This window comes from Baekduia sp. (assembly GCF_035685985.1).
Classification (GTDB): Bacteria; Actinomycetota; Thermoleophilia; order Solirubrobacterales; family Solirubrobacteraceae; genus Baekduia.
The window spans coordinates 149,541-164,093 of record NZ_DASRZV010000024.1; the positions used below are offsets into that span (position 1 = coordinate 149,541).

A 14,553-nucleotide genomic window follows, 5' to 3' on the forward strand; every position below is an offset into this window, starting at 1 on the left:
CTTCGCCGCGCGGTCGTGTTGAATTCCTCCGATGCTCCGTTTGCGCACCTTGTTGGCGGTCTTCGTCGGCGCGGGCCTCGCCCTGCCGGCCGTCGCTCCGGCGACCCTGGACCCGATCCCGACGCTCGACCCCGGCGACGCCACGCCGTCCTGCCCGGACAAGCCCTGCTACGCCCTCGGGCGCACCACGGGCTACCAGGCGAAGGTCGGCACCAACCGCGGGCTGTACACCGTCCAGAAGGACGGCACGCTCGTGTCCTGGTCGGTCAAGCTCTCCAAGCCGACCGACAAGCAGATCGACTTCTTCGACAAGTCGCTCGGCGGCGAGTCGCAGGCGGCGATCGCGGTGCTGCGCATGGGCAACAAGCTCCACGCCCGCCTGGTCGCCCAGGGCGAGGTGCAGAAGCTGACGCCGTACTTCGGCCAGACCGTCGAGTTCGCGCTGCAGAAGCCGATCCCGGTCAAGAAGGGCTACGTGATCGGCCTGACGGTGCCCACGTGGGCCCCCGCGCTGGCCGCGGGCCTCGGCAACGACACCTCCTGGCGCGCCTCGCGCAAGAAGGGCACCTGCGACGACTCGCAGACCCAGACCGCCCAGGCCGTCAACCAGGTCGGGCAGTACTACTGCCTCTACCGCACCGCGCGGATCGTCTACTCGGCGCGGATCATCTCGACGCCGTAGGGGCTGAGGGCGCGGGCGCGGGCGCTTGCGTTGGTGGCGCTGGCGCGCTGGGCCGGGGTGGTGCCGCGTGCGCTGGTGGCCAAGCTCACCGAGGGGGAACGAGCTGTTGTGGCGTGGCCGGCGCCGGTGGTGTGGCTCGGCGTCGGTGGGGCGGGTGCTTCGGGGCGCTTGTTCCGGGACCGGGCGGGCGGTTCGGGCACGAACTGTGGATGCGGGTCGCGTGGTGCGCATATGGCAGTCATTAGGCGACCCGGATCTTCGGTGTCCGATGCGTCGCGTGAGGCTTCGGGCCCGAACGGCCCGCCCGCGGGCCGGCACCGGCATCCCGACCTGCCCGGACCACGAGCGCCCAGCCGCACCGCGGGCGCCGGGCGCGCCGCGACGGCTCGTTCCCCTCGGTGAGCTTGGCCACCAGCGCACGCGGCACCACCCAACGCCCGGCGCGCCAGCGCCACCACACCCGCAGCACCACGACAAAGCCCTCGACGACAAAGCCCTCGGCGCCGCTGGCCCCTACCCCGGGCAGGCGCCCGGGTTCTGCGAGCAGAAGTCGCTGAAGCCGCCGCTGCTCGACGTGCTCGTGCCGCTTCCGCTGTCGCCACCCGAACCCGACGTCCCCGTCGAGCCGGTGTCACCCGTCGAGCCGGTCCCGCCGGTCGACCCGGCGCCGGCGCCGGCGCCCGTGCCGCCCGACGACGTCCCGCCCGTCGCGGCGCCCGAGGTCCCGGACGACCCGGTCCCGGCGCTGCCGGAGGACGTCCCGGACCCGGCGGTCCCGGAGGACGAGGTGCTCGGCGTCACGGCGCTGCCGCCGGAGCCGGAGGTCGTCCCCGAAGGCGCGGTGTCCGACGGCGACGACGTCGTCGCCTCGTCGCTCGACGTCGTCGAGCTGGTGTCGTTGGAGGAGGAGCCGGAGGCGCCGCCGATCGACGTGCTCTGCGGCGCGATGAGCTCGGCCGTGTTCTTCGGGACCACGTCGTGCTGGACGCTGCCGCCCCCGCAGGCGGACAGTCCGCCACCCGCGAGGAGCATCAGGGCAATGGCCGCGGCACGACGGCGCATGAGGAAGGCTCCGGACGTCAGCCGGCGGCGGGGCCCGCGAGGGGCTCCATGCGCCGGCCGCAGGTCGGGCAGTCGTTGAGGTCGCGCTGGGCGAGCGAGTCGCACCAGTTGCAGAAGCGGAGGTTCTCGACGGCCCAGGGCAGGGTCGACGCGCTCGGCGCCAGCGGCACGACCTTGCCGACGACCTCGAGCTCCTCACCGGTCTCGCGGTCGCGGTAGATCTTGCCGGGCTCGGCCTCGAGGAAGATCTCGCGCCCCGTGGAAGGGGTGCGCATGCGGTAGCGCTGCTTCGTGCTCACACCATGAAGCCTACCGGCCTCTCGCGTCGGAGGCGGCGTGAGCAGGCATGATTGCCCGGCGTGCGCGTCCTCATCTTCCACGGCTATCTGCTGCGCGGCACCGGCTCCAACGTCTACAACGCGCGGCTGGCGGCGGCGCTGGCCCGCGCCGGGCACGAGGTGCACCTGCTCTGCCAGGAGCGGCGCCCGGAGGACGTCGAGGCGGTCGGCGCGGCGGGGGATTGGGACGACGGCGGCGTCCTGCGCGTCCGCGAGCTGGGCGTCGGTCGGGCCACCTCGGGGCCAGGCTCCGTCACCGTCTACCGCCCCGACCTCGGCGGCCTGCTGCCCGTCTACGTGGCCGACCGCTACGAGGGCGTCATCGCCCGGACGTTCGCGGAGCTGACCGACGCCGAGATCGCCGCCTACGTCGAGCGCAACGTCGCCGCCGTGCGCGAGGTCGCCGACCGCGCGGCGCCCGACGCGGCGCTGGCCAACCACCTCGTGATGGGCCCGCTGATCCTCGCGCGGGCGCTGCCGGAGCCCGTGCCCTACGCGGTCAAGATCCACGGCAGCGCGCTCGAGTACACGGTCAAGCCGCAGCCCGAGCGCTTCCTGCCCGCCGCCCGCGAGGGCCTGGCCCGAGCCAAGACGATCCTCGTCGGATCGCGCCACACCGCCGAGTCGCTGTGGGCGACGATGGACGATCCCACGGTCCGGGCGCGCACGCGCCTCGGCCCGCCCGGCGTCGACGTCGACGCCTTCCGCCCGCACGCCCCGACCGACCTCCAGGACGTCACGTCGCGCCTGGCCGCCGCGCCCGCGCTCTCGGCCGACGACGACCACGACGCCTTCGCGCTGGACCCGCACGCCGCCGCCCGCGCGCTGGAGCGCCTCGACCCGGCCGCTGACCGCATCGTCACGTTCGTCGGCAAGCTCATCGTCTCCAAGGGCGTCGACCTGCTCGTCGCCGCCTGGCCGCTCGTCCTGGCGCGCGTGCCCGACGCCAAGCTCGCGATCGTCGGCTTCGGCGCCTACCGCCGGACGCTGGAGGACCTCGTCGCCGCGCTCGCCGCCGGGGACGACGAGGCGATCTCCGCGATCGTCGAGGCCGGCCGCGCGCCCGAGGGCGGCCCGCGCGCGCCGCTGCATCACCTGCGCGCGTTCCTCGACCGGCGCCCCGTCGGCTACGCCGAGGCCGCCCGCGCGCTGCCCGAGCGCGTCGTGCTCACCGGCCGCCTGGAGCACGAGGAGCTCACGCCGCTGCTCGGCGTCGCCGAGGCGCAGGTCGTGCCGTCCACGTTCCCCGAGGCGTTCGGGATGGTCGCCGTCGAGGCCGCCGCGTGCGGCGCGCTGCCGGTCGTCGCCGACCAGTCCGGGCTGGGGGAGGTGCGCGCGATCCTCGCCGCGACCGTCCCGCCGCGGGCCGCCGGCTGGCTCGGCTTCCCCGTCGACGACGACGCGGTGACCGCGCTGGCCGACCGTCTGATCGCCTGGCTGACCGCCCCCGAGGACCTGCGTCAGGCGACCCGCGAGGCGCTGATCCGCGTCGCTCGCGAGCGCTTCTCGTGGGACGGCGTCGCCCAGACCGTCGCCCGCGCGGCCGTGGGCGACCATGACGAACTGCCCAGGCCCTGACGCAAACCCTTGCGTTCCCCTCCGGGGTTGCGGTTAGGATCGCTCTCGATCATGGGGAAGAGGATCATGCCGCGTGCGGCGCTCTGCGCTGCCATCGTCGCCGCCGTGCCGGCGCTCTCCGCTTGTGGCGGGGTCAAGGACCAGCAAGCCGACGTCGTCGCCGGCAAGCAGCTGTTCGTCAAGAAATGCGGCGCGTGCCACACGCTGTCGCACGCCGGGACGAAGGGCACGACGGGTCCGAACCTGGACGAGGCCTTCCAGCAGTCGCTGCAGGAGGGCTTCGGCGAGACCGCGGTCCGCGGGGTCGTCTACAAGCAGATCCTGTATCCGAACCGGCTGCCCAACGCCCAGGGCATCAAGATGCCGTCCAAGCTCGTCAGCGGCGAGGACGCGCACGACGTCGCCGCCTACGTCGCCAGCGTGACGGCCAAGCCCGGCAAGGACACCGGCCGCCTGGCGACCGCCGTCCAGGCCGCCGGCGGCGGCACCGCGGTCGAGAAGGACGGCACCCTCAGCATCCCCGCCGATCCCAACGGCCAGCTCGCCTACGAGGACGCCAAGGCCACCGCCACCGCCGGCCCGGTGACGATCGAGATGCCCAACAAGTCCGGCATCGGCCACGACATCGTCATCGACGGCCTCGGCAAGGGCGAGGTCGTCTCCGACGGCACCTCATCCTTCAAGGCGACGCTCGAAGCGGGCAAGACCTACACGTACTACTGCTCCGTGCCGGGCCACCGCCAGGCGGGGATGCAGGGCACGCTGACGGTCAAGTAGCGCCCAGGGCGCGTCGTTCGGCCGTCATCGCCGCCACAGCTCGATCAAGAACCGCTCGCGGCGCTGCTGCAGCTCGCGCGCGCCGCGGCCCGAGACCCGGAGGCGATAGGCGCCGCGCGGCAGCTCGGCGACCGCGAGCAGGCCGTCGGTTGTCGTGATCGCCAGGTGGCCGCTGGGCAGGTCGAGGTCGGTCTCGGCCGCCTGCGACCACGTCGAAGCCGGTGGGCGGCCGTCGCGCAGCGCGATCGTCGCCGGCGCGTCGCCGATCGAGCAGCAGGCCAGGACCGTCGCCAGGCCCGGACCGCCGCCGACGACCGCCCTCTGCCGCGGATCGGGCGCGTCGCGCGCGTCGGGCACGTGGCGCTCGTCGGAGAGCTGGAAGACCCGGTCGGAGTAGGGGATCCGCAGCCGCGCCTCCTCGCCCGCCCCGCGCACCCGCACGCGCGGCACGGCGCCTGCGCCTGCGCTTGCGTCCGCGCTCGCGTCCGCGACGGCGCCCGCCGCCTCCCGGCCCCGCGTGGCGCCGCCCGGCGCCAGCGCGACCCCGATCGCCAGCGCCCCGAGGATCGCCACGAGCACGCCGCTCACCGCGACGTCGACCGACCGGCGCCTGCTCAGCCCCCGCACACCAACGGATGTCGTCGCCCGGCGCGCGCCCTTGAGGCGCGCTGGACGGACGCTCGGCCGGCTAGATGGTGAATGCGAAATTCCCGTGGTCGTGCTCGCACGACCACGGTCGATTTCGCATCAACCATCTAGAGCGCCCGGACGACCAGCACGACGAGGACGATCACGACGAAGATCGCGATCGTCCCCAGCAGCACGCGGAACGCGGCGGCCTCGGACCGGAACGGTCGCAGGATCCGCTCCAGCCGCGCGTTCCAGTCGGCCTCGGTCACAGGACGTAGACCGCGGTGTAGACGATGATCCACATGACGTCGACGAAGTGCCAGTAGATCCCGGGGATCTCGACGCCGTGGTGCTCCTCGGCCGAGAAGTGCCCGCGGAACGCGCGCACGGTCACCATCCCGAGGAGGATCAGGCCGATCGTGACGTGCGCGCCGTGCAGGCCCGTCAACGAGAAGAACACCGTCGCCTGCGCGTGGTCCTGCGGCGAGAAGCCGATGTGGACGTACTCGTTGATCTGGATGAAGAGGAACGTCAGGCCCAGCAGGAACGTCGCCGTCATCCCGGCCTGCAGCCCGAACCGGTTGCCGTTCTTGATCGACGTCTGCGCCCAGTGCAGCGTCAACGACGACGACACCAGGATCGCCGTGTTGACGCCGGCGACGGCGACCGGGAGGTCCTTGCCGTCGATCGGGAACCATCCGCCCGGGTCCGCGACGATCCGGATGAAGAAGTAGGCGGTGAAGAACGCCCCGAAGACCATCACCTCGGAGATGATGAACAACAACATCCCGAGCAGCGCGGGCTCGACCCGCGAGCTGCGGTTCGCGGCAGGCGGGCCGTGGTGGTCGTGGCCGTGCCCGTCGTGGGCGGCGGCGATCGAGGCGGCTTCCATGGCTTCTCCTAGGACAGACGGCGGCGGGCTAGGCGGCGGCGCTGGGCGCGCGCTCCGTGGCCTCGACGTGCTCGACGGACTTGTTGGTGACCTTGCGGACGCGGTCGATCAGGTCGGCGCGCAGCCAGCCCGAACGGGTCGCGGGGAGCGTCGAGATCACGATGTCGTCGACGCGGAAGAACTGCAGGGCGTTCATCGTCGCCGTGTAGGGATCGGGGTCGCCGATCATGCCCGCGGCGATCAGGCCCTCGGACACGAGCCGGTCGACGACCTGCGCCATCCGGGCCCGGGCGCGCGCGGCGTGGTGGCCCTCGCCGCCCTCCTGCGGGACGATCACGATGAACAGCGTGCGGCGGTCGGCCTCGTCGGCCTTGTCCTTCAGCGCGCCGAGCAGCTCGTCGCCGGACGCCGTCTTGGCCGCCACGGCCAGCGTGACCTTGAATGGGATGCCCTCGGCGTCGATGTCCTGCTCGCAGTGGGTGACCGGCAGCCCCGAGGCCTGCTCGATGCGCTCGATCAGGTCGCGCCGCAGCCAGCCCGACACCGTCGCCGGGTAGGTCGACACGATGATCTCGTCCGGGTGGTGCTCGGCCACCGCGTCCAGCGCCGCCGTGTAGGGGTCGGAGTCGCCGATGTCGCCGATCGCCGTGATGCCCTCGTCGCGCAGGAAGCGCCGGGCGAGGTCGATCCGGACCTTGGCCGCGTCGAAGACGAAGTCGTCGTAGATGATGTTGCCGTGCTTGGGCTTGTTGCGCGGCACGCAGACGACGACGCGCGTTCCGTCGCCGCCGGCCGCCGCGCGCTCCTTGACGGTGTCCAGCAGCTTCGCGCCCGCCAACGTCTCGTTCGCGACAACCAAGATGGTGCTCATGAGCCAGCTCCTCCCGCTAGATCATTCGGTTGGTGGTTGTGCATGGGTACCCGCCGGCGTCCCTTTGGCCTCGGCGGGGGCCGCCGGGCCGAAGATGCCGTGCACCGCGCCCGGCACGCCGTACTCGTAAGGGCCGCCCACGACGGTCGGCACCTGGTCGAAGTTGAACACCGGCGGCGGCGACGAGACCTGCCACTCGAGCGTCAGCGCGCGCCACGGGTTGGCGGACGCGCGGGCGCCGCCGCGCCACGAGGCGACCATGTTGTAGGCGAAGATCAGCGTGCTCAGGCCGAGGCCGAAGGACGCGAGCGAGATCACCAGGTTCCACGTGGCGAACTGGTCGGAGTAGTCCGCGACGCGGCGCGGCATCCCGTTGACGCCGATGATGTGCATCGGGGCGAACGTCGCGTTGAAGAACACGAACGTCGTCCAGAAGTGCAGCTTGCCGAGCCGGTCGTCGAACATCCGGCCCGTCATCTTCGGGAACCAGTAGTAGACGCCGGCGAAGATCGTGAACAACGACCCGCCGAACAGCACGTAGTGGATGTGGGCGACGATGAAGTACGTGTCGCTGACGTGGATGTCCAGCGGGACCATCGCGAGCATCACGCCCGAGATGCCGCCGCAGGTGAACATCGTCAGGAACCCGAGCGCGAAGAGCATCGGCGTGTCGAGCCGCAGCACCCCGCGCCACAGCGTCGCCAGCCACGAGAAGATCTTGATGCCCGTCGGCACGGCGATGATCGCCGTCGTGACCATCATCGGGATCCGGATCCACGACTGCATGCCCGACACGAACATGTGGTGGGCCCAGACCGTGAAGCCGAGCACGACGATCGCCAGCAGCGAGAACGCCATCATCCGGTAGCCGAAGACCGGCTTGCGGGACTTGACGGAGAGGACCTCCGAGATGATCCCGAAGCCCGGCAACATCATGATGTAGACGGCCGGGTGGCTGTAGAACCAGAAGACGTGCTGGTACATCAGCACGTCCCCGCCCTTGTCGGCGTCGAAGAAGTGGAAGCCGAGCGCGTAGTCCAGCAGGACGAAGAACTGCGAGGCGGCGATGAAGGGCGTCGCGATGACGACCAGCAGCGACGTCGAGAAGTTCGCCCAGGCCAGCAGCGGCATGCGGAAGAACGACATGCCGGGCGCGCGCATGGTGATGATCGTCACCAGGAAGTTCAGCGCTGTGGCGATACTGGACGCCCCCGCGAACTGGACCGCGATCGTGAAGAACATCTGCCCGAGTGGGGCGGTGGTGCTCAACGGCGCGTAGGCCGTCCAGCCCGAGGCGAACGAGCCGCCGGGCGCGAAGAACGACGCGAGCATCAGCACGCCCGCGCAGGGCAGGAGCCAGAACGACAGCGCGTTCAGGCGCGGGAACGCCATGTCCGGCGCGCCGATCATCAGCGGCAGGACGAAGTTCGCCAGCCCGGCGAGGACCGGGATGATGAACAGGAAGATCAGGATCGACGCGTGGACGGAGAACAGCCCGTTGAACGTGTTGGAGTCCACGAACTGACGGCCGGGCTGCGCCAGCTCGGCGCGCATCAGCATGGCCATCAGGCCGCCCACGAACAGGAAGAAGAACGAGTGGACGGTGTACTGGATCCCGATGACCTTGTGGTCGGTGTTCGGGCGGAAGTAGTCCTTCCACGACCTCGCGCCGTGCGCCGAGTGGTCCTCGGGCCGCGTCGGCCTGCCGGCGGCCCAGTAGAACCAGTAGTCGAAGCAGCCGAGGCCGATCAGGAACGCGATCGGCAGCGCGAACATCCCGATCAGGACGAACGACTCGGCGTCCAGGAAGTGCGCGAACTTGTCGTGCCCGTACAGCATCCGCACGAGCCAGCTGAGGCCGACGCTGAACGAGGCAGCGATCGTCATGAAGAAGGCCGCCCGGTACCACCCGGGCCGCCGCACCGTCGCGGTCACTTGCCCGCCACCTCCCCCAGGTACTTGACGAGCGCGTCGATCTCGTCCGCGCTCAGCAGCTTGGCGTAGTTGTCCGGCATGATGTTCGCGTTGAAGCCCTTCGCGATCACGGCGTTGGGGTCCACGATCGACTGCTTGATGAACGCCGCGTCCTTGCCCTTGAGGGCCTGGTCGAGGTCCGGGCCGACGCCGCCGGCCGTGCCCGCGTCGGCGAGCTTGTGGCAGGCGCCGCAGGCGGTCGCGCCCGAGGTGGTCTCACCCTGGGTGAACAGCGCCTTGGCGTCGACGGCGGCGCCGCCGCCGGCGGCCGGAGCGGGCGCCGCGGTGCGCGTCGTCATCTTCGTGACCCACTTGTCGAAGTCGGCCTGCGGGACGACGTGCGCGGTCTGGCGCATGAACGCGTGCCCGAGGCCGCACAGCTCGGCGCAGACCACCGGCCAGGTGCCGGCCCTGGTCGGCGTGATCCGGTAGTCGGTCGTGATGCCCGGGACCGCGTCGATCTTCATCCGCCACGCCGGGACCCAGAAGTCGTGCAGCACGTCCTTGGTCTTGACGTTGAACTTCACCGAGCGGCCGATCGGCACGTAGAGCTGGGCGGAGCTGAACTTCTTGCCGCCCTCGTCGTAGTCGAACGTCCACGTGAACTGCTGGCCGTTGACCGTGATCTGGCGCTCGGGGCCCAGCGACGCGGCCGGCGCCTTCTCGATGTCGTGCAGCGTGATGTAGGCGTAGGAGCAGAGCGCCACGAGCATGATCGCCGGGACCGCGGTCCAGACGACCTCGAGCCGCGTGTTGCCGTGGATCGGCGGGCCGTCCAGGTGCTCCTCGCCCGGACGCATCCGGAACGTCTTGACCGAGAACAGCACCACCGTCGTCACGAGGACGAAGAATGGGACCGAACAGATGATCAGCACGTCCCAGAACGTGTCGATCTTCTCGGCCTGCTTTGACCCCTGCGTGGGGAACCAGTCGATGATGAGCCCGAGGGCGATACCCAGAACCGACGCGATCAGGCCGACGACCACCATCTGCGTGATGGTGCGCCGGCCTCCTCGTCCAGACAGGGGATCGGCCTCCGCTCGAGCGCTCTCCTCACCCATAGCGAGGCGAGCCTATCCGCAGTCCGAGACGCGACGCAATGGAGATCCGCGACTCGCGGACCTCCGGTCGTGCCTAGGCGGCCAGAACGGTCGTCAGGCGGCGGCGCCGTCGGACGCCATGGGGGCGGCCTCGGGGCGCACGAAGCGGCCGCCGGACCGGTAGTCCGAGGGCGCGATGCCGTGGTGGCGGCGGAAGGCCTTGGCGAACTGCGCGGGCTGGCGATAGCCGACGCGGTGCGCGACGTCGCGCACGGTCAGGCCGCGGATGCGCAGCAGCTCGGCGGCGCGATCCATGCGGATGGCGGTCAGGTGCTCGCGGAAGGTCGTCTCGCCGATCTCCGAGTAGGCACGCTGAAGCTGGCGGCGCGAGGACGCGACGCGGCGCGCGATGTCATCCAGCGACAGGTCCGACGCGTACTCGGCTTCGACGATGGCGACCGCGTCCTCGAAGAGGCTGGTCCGCAGGCGGATGGTGGCAGGTCGGTGCATGGCTCCGTGGGGGATACGTCACTGCGATGAGATCAGATCATCCGGCGCCGTTGGCGTGGTCGACATCACCTGATACGGTGATGCTTGAGTCAATCGTTGCAAAGTCGTAGGACGAAGCTCGGAGAGGAGCGTTCCACGGATGCAGGTGCGAGACGGGATGAGCAGCATGGTCCTCACGGTCGGGCCGGGTCACACGCTGCGCGAGGCCGCCAGGCTCATGGCCGAGCGTCGCGTCGGCGCCGCGGTCGTGCTGGACCCCGATGCCGCCGGCCCCGGGATCCTCACCGAGCGCGACGTGCTCGACGCCATCGGCCAGGGCCAGGACGTCGATGTCGAGCGCGTCGGCGAGCACCTGACCTCCGACGTGGTCTTCGCCTCGCCCGACTGGTCGTTGGAGGAGGCCGCGGTCGCGATGGTTCGCGGCGGCTTCCGCCACCTCATCGTCTGCGAGGCGTCGGAGATCACCGGGATCCTCAGCGTGCGCGACGTCGTCCGCTGCTGGACGGACGACGGCGCGATCTGCGACGTGCCGGCGGGCGCCGCCGTCGGGGCGGACGCGGTGGGGCGGTTCGACCGCGACTGAGGGCTACAGCTTGGCCAGGGCCGCGTCGAGCCGGGGCACGACGCGGTCCAGCGCGTAGGGGATGCTGAGGACCGACGAGGCCGAGAGCGCCATGCTCACGTCGAGGTCCTCGACCATGATCGCGCGGCCGTCGCGGACGACCTTCAGGCTCGTGAACGCGGGCTGGGCGAGCAGCTGCTTGCGGGTGGTGGGGTCGTCGACGAGGACGATCAGCGCGTCGACGTCGACGAGGTCCAGCCGCTCGGAGCTGAGGTAGGCGTAGAACTCGCCGCCGGTCGCCTGCTCGATGGCGGCGGGCTGCGTGAAGCCGAGCGCGTCGGTGAAGCGCCCGCGGGTGTCGGTCGGCGCGAAGACGCTGAGCTTGCCGCCGGGGCCGGGCGCGGTGATCAGGACCTCCTTGCCCGCGAACGACGGGTGGTCGGCCTTGGCCTTGGCGAACCGCGCCTCGGCGTCGGCGACGAGCTTGCGCGCCTGCGCGGGCCGGCCCAGCGCGCGGCCGATCTGCTCGGTGACGGCCTGCCACGGCACGCTCCAGTCCGGGTAGCCGCCGACGGTCGGCACCGTCGGCGCGATCTTGGAGAGCTTGTCGTAGTCGCCCTTGGGCAGCGCGTAGTTGACGATCAGGATCAGGTCGGGGCGGACCGACGCGACGCCCTCGAAGTCGATCTGGTCGCCCGAGAACTGCTTGGGCTTCGCGTCGCCGAGCCGCGACTCCGCCCACTCGCCGACGCCGCGCTTCCACTGCGGGATCCACCGCAGCGTGCCCACCGGGACGGTGCCCAGCGCCAGCGCCGGATCCTGGTCGGTGTAGCCGTACGTCACGACCCGCTTCGGGGCGGTCGGGATCGTCGTCTCGCCGAGCGTGTGCTTGACGGTGACGGGGAACGCGCCGGCGGCGTCGCTCGTCCCGCCCGCGGCCGACGACGCCGCGCCGCCGTCGCTGCCACCGCACGCGGCCAACCCGACCGCCGCGGCGGTGCCCGCGGCGCCGAGCAGCAGCCCGCGCCGGGTGCTGCGCGCATGCGGGGCCAGAGGGTGGACGGCGGATCGGGGCGTCGGGTGGCGGGTCATGTGTTAGGGCACCCTAACACTCCCGCGCGCGGGCGCCGTTCACGCCGCGTCGCCGGCGGCGTCGTCCGCGCGCATGGTCTCGGTGATCCTCCGCGCCCTGAGCCAGGTGCGCGCCTGCGTCCACCACGTGTCCTCCACGCTGGGTCGAAGATGCGCCTGGAGCACGACGGCGCACCCCGCGACGAACGACGACAACACGATCACGGTCGTCACCGTGCCCGCCGCGAAGAAGGCGTGGCTGTAGCGGCTCGCCTGCGCGAACACGGGGTCGCCCGCGATGCGGTCGTTCATGTGGATGACGTGGCCCGCTCCCGCGAAGGCCCACTGGACCGCGGCCAGATGCGAGACCAAGGCCATCAACCCCGACAGCTGCGCCGTCGGAACGACCGCACCGCCGAACAGGAGCTGAGGCAGCAGGACGAGCGGGATGTAGCTGGTCGCCTGGTCCTCGCTCCGCGCGAACGCGGAGACCACGAGCCCGAATCCGACGCCGACCCAGGCCGTGAGCACCAGCACCATCACCACGATCTGAGCCTCCCCGGGCTCGGCCCCCAAGGGCCGCAGCGCGAAGATGATCAACGCCATCAGCATCGTCTGCACGGCGGCCACGACGCCCAGCACGATCGCCTTGGACAGCAGGTACGCCTCGGTGGACACGCCGGACGCCAGGTCCCGGGTGAGGACCGACCGCTCCGCGACGATCTGCCGAGCCGAACAGATCGCCCCGAACCACATGGCCATCGTCACCATCAGGAACAGCAGCTGCGCGCTCTCTCCCGCGTGCCGTGCGACACCCTGCGAGAAGCGGAAGACGTCGTGCTCGAACAGGAGCGCCGCGCCGAGGCTCAGGGCGACGGCCTGGATCGCCAGGAGACGGAGGTTGCGGCGGTCGCGCAGCGTGAGGATCGAGAAGCGTCGGGTCAGGACCAGCGCCTGCGTCAGGACGCCACGACGGCGGACGATCACCCGGCCCGACATGGAGTTCTCCGCCGGCGCGCCGTCGATGGGCGTTGCCGGCGGCTGCTCCTGGTCTTCGAGTCGGTCGAAGATCTCCGCGAGCAGCTCGACACCGAACGCCGACGGTGCTTCGGACGGTGGTCCGAGGTAGGCGACCCGGCCCCCAGGCGCCATCACGAGGATCCGGTCGCACGCCTCCAGATGGGCCACGCTGTGCGTGACCACGACAACGGTGCGCTCCCCGTCGGCGAGCGACCGCAGGAGCACCATCATCCGATGGTCGAGGCCGGGGTCGAGCCCGCTCGTGGGCTCATCGAGGAGCAGGACGGATGGGTGCCCGATCAGCTCCTGCGCCAGCGCGACGCGCTTGCGTTGTCCGCCGGACATGGTGGCGATGGGCTGGTCGGCGCGCTCGGCGAGCCCGACCTCCCGGAGGGCGTCGTCGACGGCGGTGTCCCAGATGGCGCGTCCTCCGGGCAGCCGGAGCCGCGCCGCGAAGCTCAGCGCCTCGCGTGCGGAGAGCAAGCGGTGGACGGTCTCCTCCTGCGGGACGAACCCGAGGTCCGCCTGGCGCCGGACGACCTCGTCCCCGTGCACGAGCACCGTGCCCACGGTCGGCGTGCGGAGTCCGGCCAGGCTGTGCAGGAGCGTGCTCTTGCCCGCGCCGCTGGGCCCGATGATCGCGATCAGCTCGCCGCGTTGGACGGCGACGTCGGTCGGTTGCAGCAGCCATGCGTCCCCGACGGCGATGCCGGCGCCGACGGCCTGGAGCGGCAGCGCGTCGACGAGCTCGGGAACGAGCCGGCCCTCGCGAAGGTGGACGGCCCAGGACCCGACGCCGATGACGTCCCCGTCCACGAGGAGCGCCTTCGCGACCAGCTGGCCGTTGAGGCGGGTGCCATGGTCGAGGTCGCTGGTGAGGTCGCGCAGCATGAGGCCGTCGGGACCGCCCACGACCTCGGCGTGACGACCGGCCACCGAGCCATGCTCGAGGACCAGGTCGCTGCTCGGATCGGAGCCGAGCACGACCCGCTCCTGCGGGGCGGGCACCGGGACCGGCACGGGCGCCGCGCAGGCCTGGTCGATCACGTCTGCGGGCTCGCCGAGAACATGTGCCTGCCTCCGCAGTTGGCGACGATGTAGGCGTCCATGCGCTGATACGCGCCGGCGTTGGTGATGGAGTCGACGAACGCCCCGCCGATCCCGCTGAGGAGGCCCTTCAGGTCGCCGGTGGCCGCGGAGCCGCTCGTGCCGCCGACCAGGTCGAGCTGCTTTCGCATCGAGTCGTGGACCCGCTGCGTGTCGGTCTTGATGTCGTCGGGCGCCGCGCCGGCCATGTCGCCGATGAGCGCGACGATGTCGCCCAGCGCGCTCGTCGTCCGGAGCAGCAGGAGCAACGGGTTCTTGGCGTGGCTGTACTGGTCGACGTCCGGGTACTCGGACTTGATCCTGTCGAAGCCGGAGTTGTAGGCCTTGCAGTACGCGGCGGTGCTGCGCTCGCTTCCGCAGCCGGTGGCGAAGGCCAGGGCCGCCAGCGCCATCGCCGCGGTCAGGAGGGTGATGGCGCGTGGCGAACGGCGCCGCTGTC

The 14,553-nt window shown here is 71.4% G+C and carries 16 protein-coding genes; 4 read left to right on the top strand and 12 right to left on the bottom strand.

What is annotated here, in order from left to right; translation table 11 throughout:
• Positions 1 to 31 precede the first annotated feature (31 nt).
• The gene (locus VFG42_RS13110) at positions 32 to 682 is read left to right on the top strand and encodes a hypothetical protein (RefSeq protein ID WP_324909676.1); all 651 of its coding nucleotides are present in this window, start codon (positions 32 to 34) and stop codon (positions 680 to 682) included.
• Between the two features lie 513 nt (positions 683 to 1,195).
• On the opposite strand, the gene VFG42_RS13115 is transcribed toward VFG42_RS13110, so the two are convergent.
• The gene (locus VFG42_RS13115) at positions 1,196 to 1,744 is read right to left on the bottom strand and encodes a hypothetical protein (protein WP_324909094.1); all 549 of its coding nucleotides are present in this window, start codon (positions 1,742 to 1,744) and stop codon (positions 1,196 to 1,198) included.
• Positions 1,745 to 1,761: 17 nt separating this feature from the next.
• The gene (locus VFG42_RS13120) at positions 1,762 to 2,043 is read right to left on the bottom strand and encodes a hypothetical protein (RefSeq protein ID WP_324909096.1); all 282 of its coding nucleotides are present in this window, start codon (positions 2,041 to 2,043) and stop codon (positions 1,762 to 1,764) included.
• A 60-nt stretch (positions 2,044 to 2,103) separates the two neighbouring features.
• Here VFG42_RS13120 and VFG42_RS13125 point away from each other — a divergent pair, with 60 nt between their 5' ends.
• A complete protein-coding gene (locus tag VFG42_RS13125) occupies positions 2,104 to 3,660 on the top strand; it encodes a glycosyltransferase family 4 protein (RefSeq protein ID WP_324909098.1) in 1,557 nt (518 codons plus the stop codon).
• A 51-nt stretch (positions 3,661 to 3,711) separates the two neighbouring features.
• The gene (locus VFG42_RS13130) at positions 3,712 to 4,437 is read left to right on the top strand and encodes a c-type cytochrome (RefSeq protein WP_324909100.1); all 726 of its coding nucleotides are present in this window, start codon (positions 3,712 to 3,714) and stop codon (positions 4,435 to 4,437) included.
• A 24-nt stretch (positions 4,438 to 4,461) separates the two neighbouring features.
• Here VFG42_RS13130 and VFG42_RS13135 read toward each other — a convergent pair whose 3' ends face one another.
• From VFG42_RS13135 to VFG42_RS13165, 7 genes are all read right to left on the bottom strand, one after another.
• Positions 4,462 to 5,025 carry a hypothetical protein gene (locus VFG42_RS13135; RefSeq protein WP_324909102.1) on the bottom strand — a complete coding sequence of 188 codons (564 nt, stop codon included), beginning with the start codon at positions 5,023 to 5,025 and terminating at the stop codon, positions 4,462 to 4,464.
• Positions 5,026 to 5,192: 167 nt separating this feature from the next.
• Positions 5,193 to 5,336, bottom strand: coding sequence for a hypothetical protein (locus VFG42_RS13140; RefSeq protein ID WP_324909104.1), 144 nt, complete (start codon positions 5,334 to 5,336; stop codon positions 5,193 to 5,195).
• On the bottom strand, positions 5,333 to 5,959 hold the full coding sequence (locus VFG42_RS13145; RefSeq protein ID WP_324909107.1) for a cytochrome c oxidase subunit 3: 627 nt from the start codon (positions 5,957 to 5,959) through the stop codon (positions 5,333 to 5,335). The genes VFG42_RS13140 and VFG42_RS13145 overlap by 4 nt, the downstream gene beginning before the upstream one ends.
• Before the next feature lie 28 nt (positions 5,960 to 5,987).
• Positions 5,988 to 6,830 carry a hypothetical protein gene (locus VFG42_RS13150; protein WP_324909109.1) on the bottom strand — a complete coding sequence of 281 codons (843 nt, stop codon included), beginning with the start codon at positions 6,828 to 6,830 and terminating at the stop codon, positions 5,988 to 5,990.
• A 21-nt stretch (positions 6,831 to 6,851) separates the two neighbouring features.
• Complete coding sequence (gene ctaD, locus VFG42_RS13155) at positions 6,852 to 8,717, bottom strand: cytochrome c oxidase subunit I (protein ID WP_324909111.1); 1,866 nt, start codon at positions 8,715 to 8,717, stop codon at positions 6,852 to 6,854.
• Between the two features lie 44 nt (positions 8,718 to 8,761).
• The gene (coxB, locus tag VFG42_RS13160) at positions 8,762 to 9,793 is read right to left on the bottom strand and encodes a cytochrome c oxidase subunit II (protein WP_324909114.1); all 1,032 of its coding nucleotides are present in this window, start codon (positions 9,791 to 9,793) and stop codon (positions 8,762 to 8,764) included.
• Positions 9,794 to 9,958: 165 nt separating this feature from the next.
• Complete coding sequence (locus VFG42_RS13165) at positions 9,959 to 10,354, bottom strand: helix-turn-helix transcriptional regulator (RefSeq protein ID WP_324909116.1); 396 nt, start codon at positions 10,352 to 10,354, stop codon at positions 9,959 to 9,961.
• A 139-nt stretch (positions 10,355 to 10,493) separates the two neighbouring features.
• Here VFG42_RS13165 and VFG42_RS13170 point away from each other — a divergent pair, with 139 nt between their 5' ends.
• A complete protein-coding gene (locus VFG42_RS13170) occupies positions 10,494 to 10,937 on the top strand; it encodes a cyclic nucleotide-binding/CBS domain-containing protein (RefSeq protein ID WP_349260415.1) in 444 nt (147 codons plus the stop codon).
• Positions 10,938 to 10,940: 3 nt separating this feature from the next.
• On the opposite strand, the gene VFG42_RS13175 is transcribed toward VFG42_RS13170, so the two are convergent.
• The 3 genes from VFG42_RS13175 to VFG42_RS13185 are packed head-to-tail and all read right to left on the bottom strand — an operon-like array spanning position 10,941 to position 14,506.
• A complete protein-coding gene (locus VFG42_RS13175) occupies positions 10,941 to 12,008 on the bottom strand; it encodes an iron-siderophore ABC transporter substrate-binding protein (protein ID WP_324909120.1) in 1,068 nt (355 codons plus the stop codon).
• A gap of 39 nt (positions 12,009 to 12,047) precedes the next feature.
• Positions 12,048 to 14,054 (bottom strand): ATP-binding cassette domain-containing protein, encoded by a 2,007-nt coding sequence (locus VFG42_RS13180; RefSeq protein ID WP_324909122.1) that lies wholly within the window; start codon positions 14,052 to 14,054, stop codon positions 12,048 to 12,050.
• Positions 14,051 to 14,506: a hypothetical protein gene (locus tag VFG42_RS13185; protein ID WP_324909124.1), complete on the bottom strand. Its 456-nt coding sequence runs from the start codon at positions 14,504 to 14,506 to the stop codon at positions 14,051 to 14,053. Before VFG42_RS13185 ends, VFG42_RS13180 begins: the two co-directional genes overlap by 4 nt.
• Between the last annotated feature and the right edge of the window lie 47 nt (positions 14,507 to 14,553).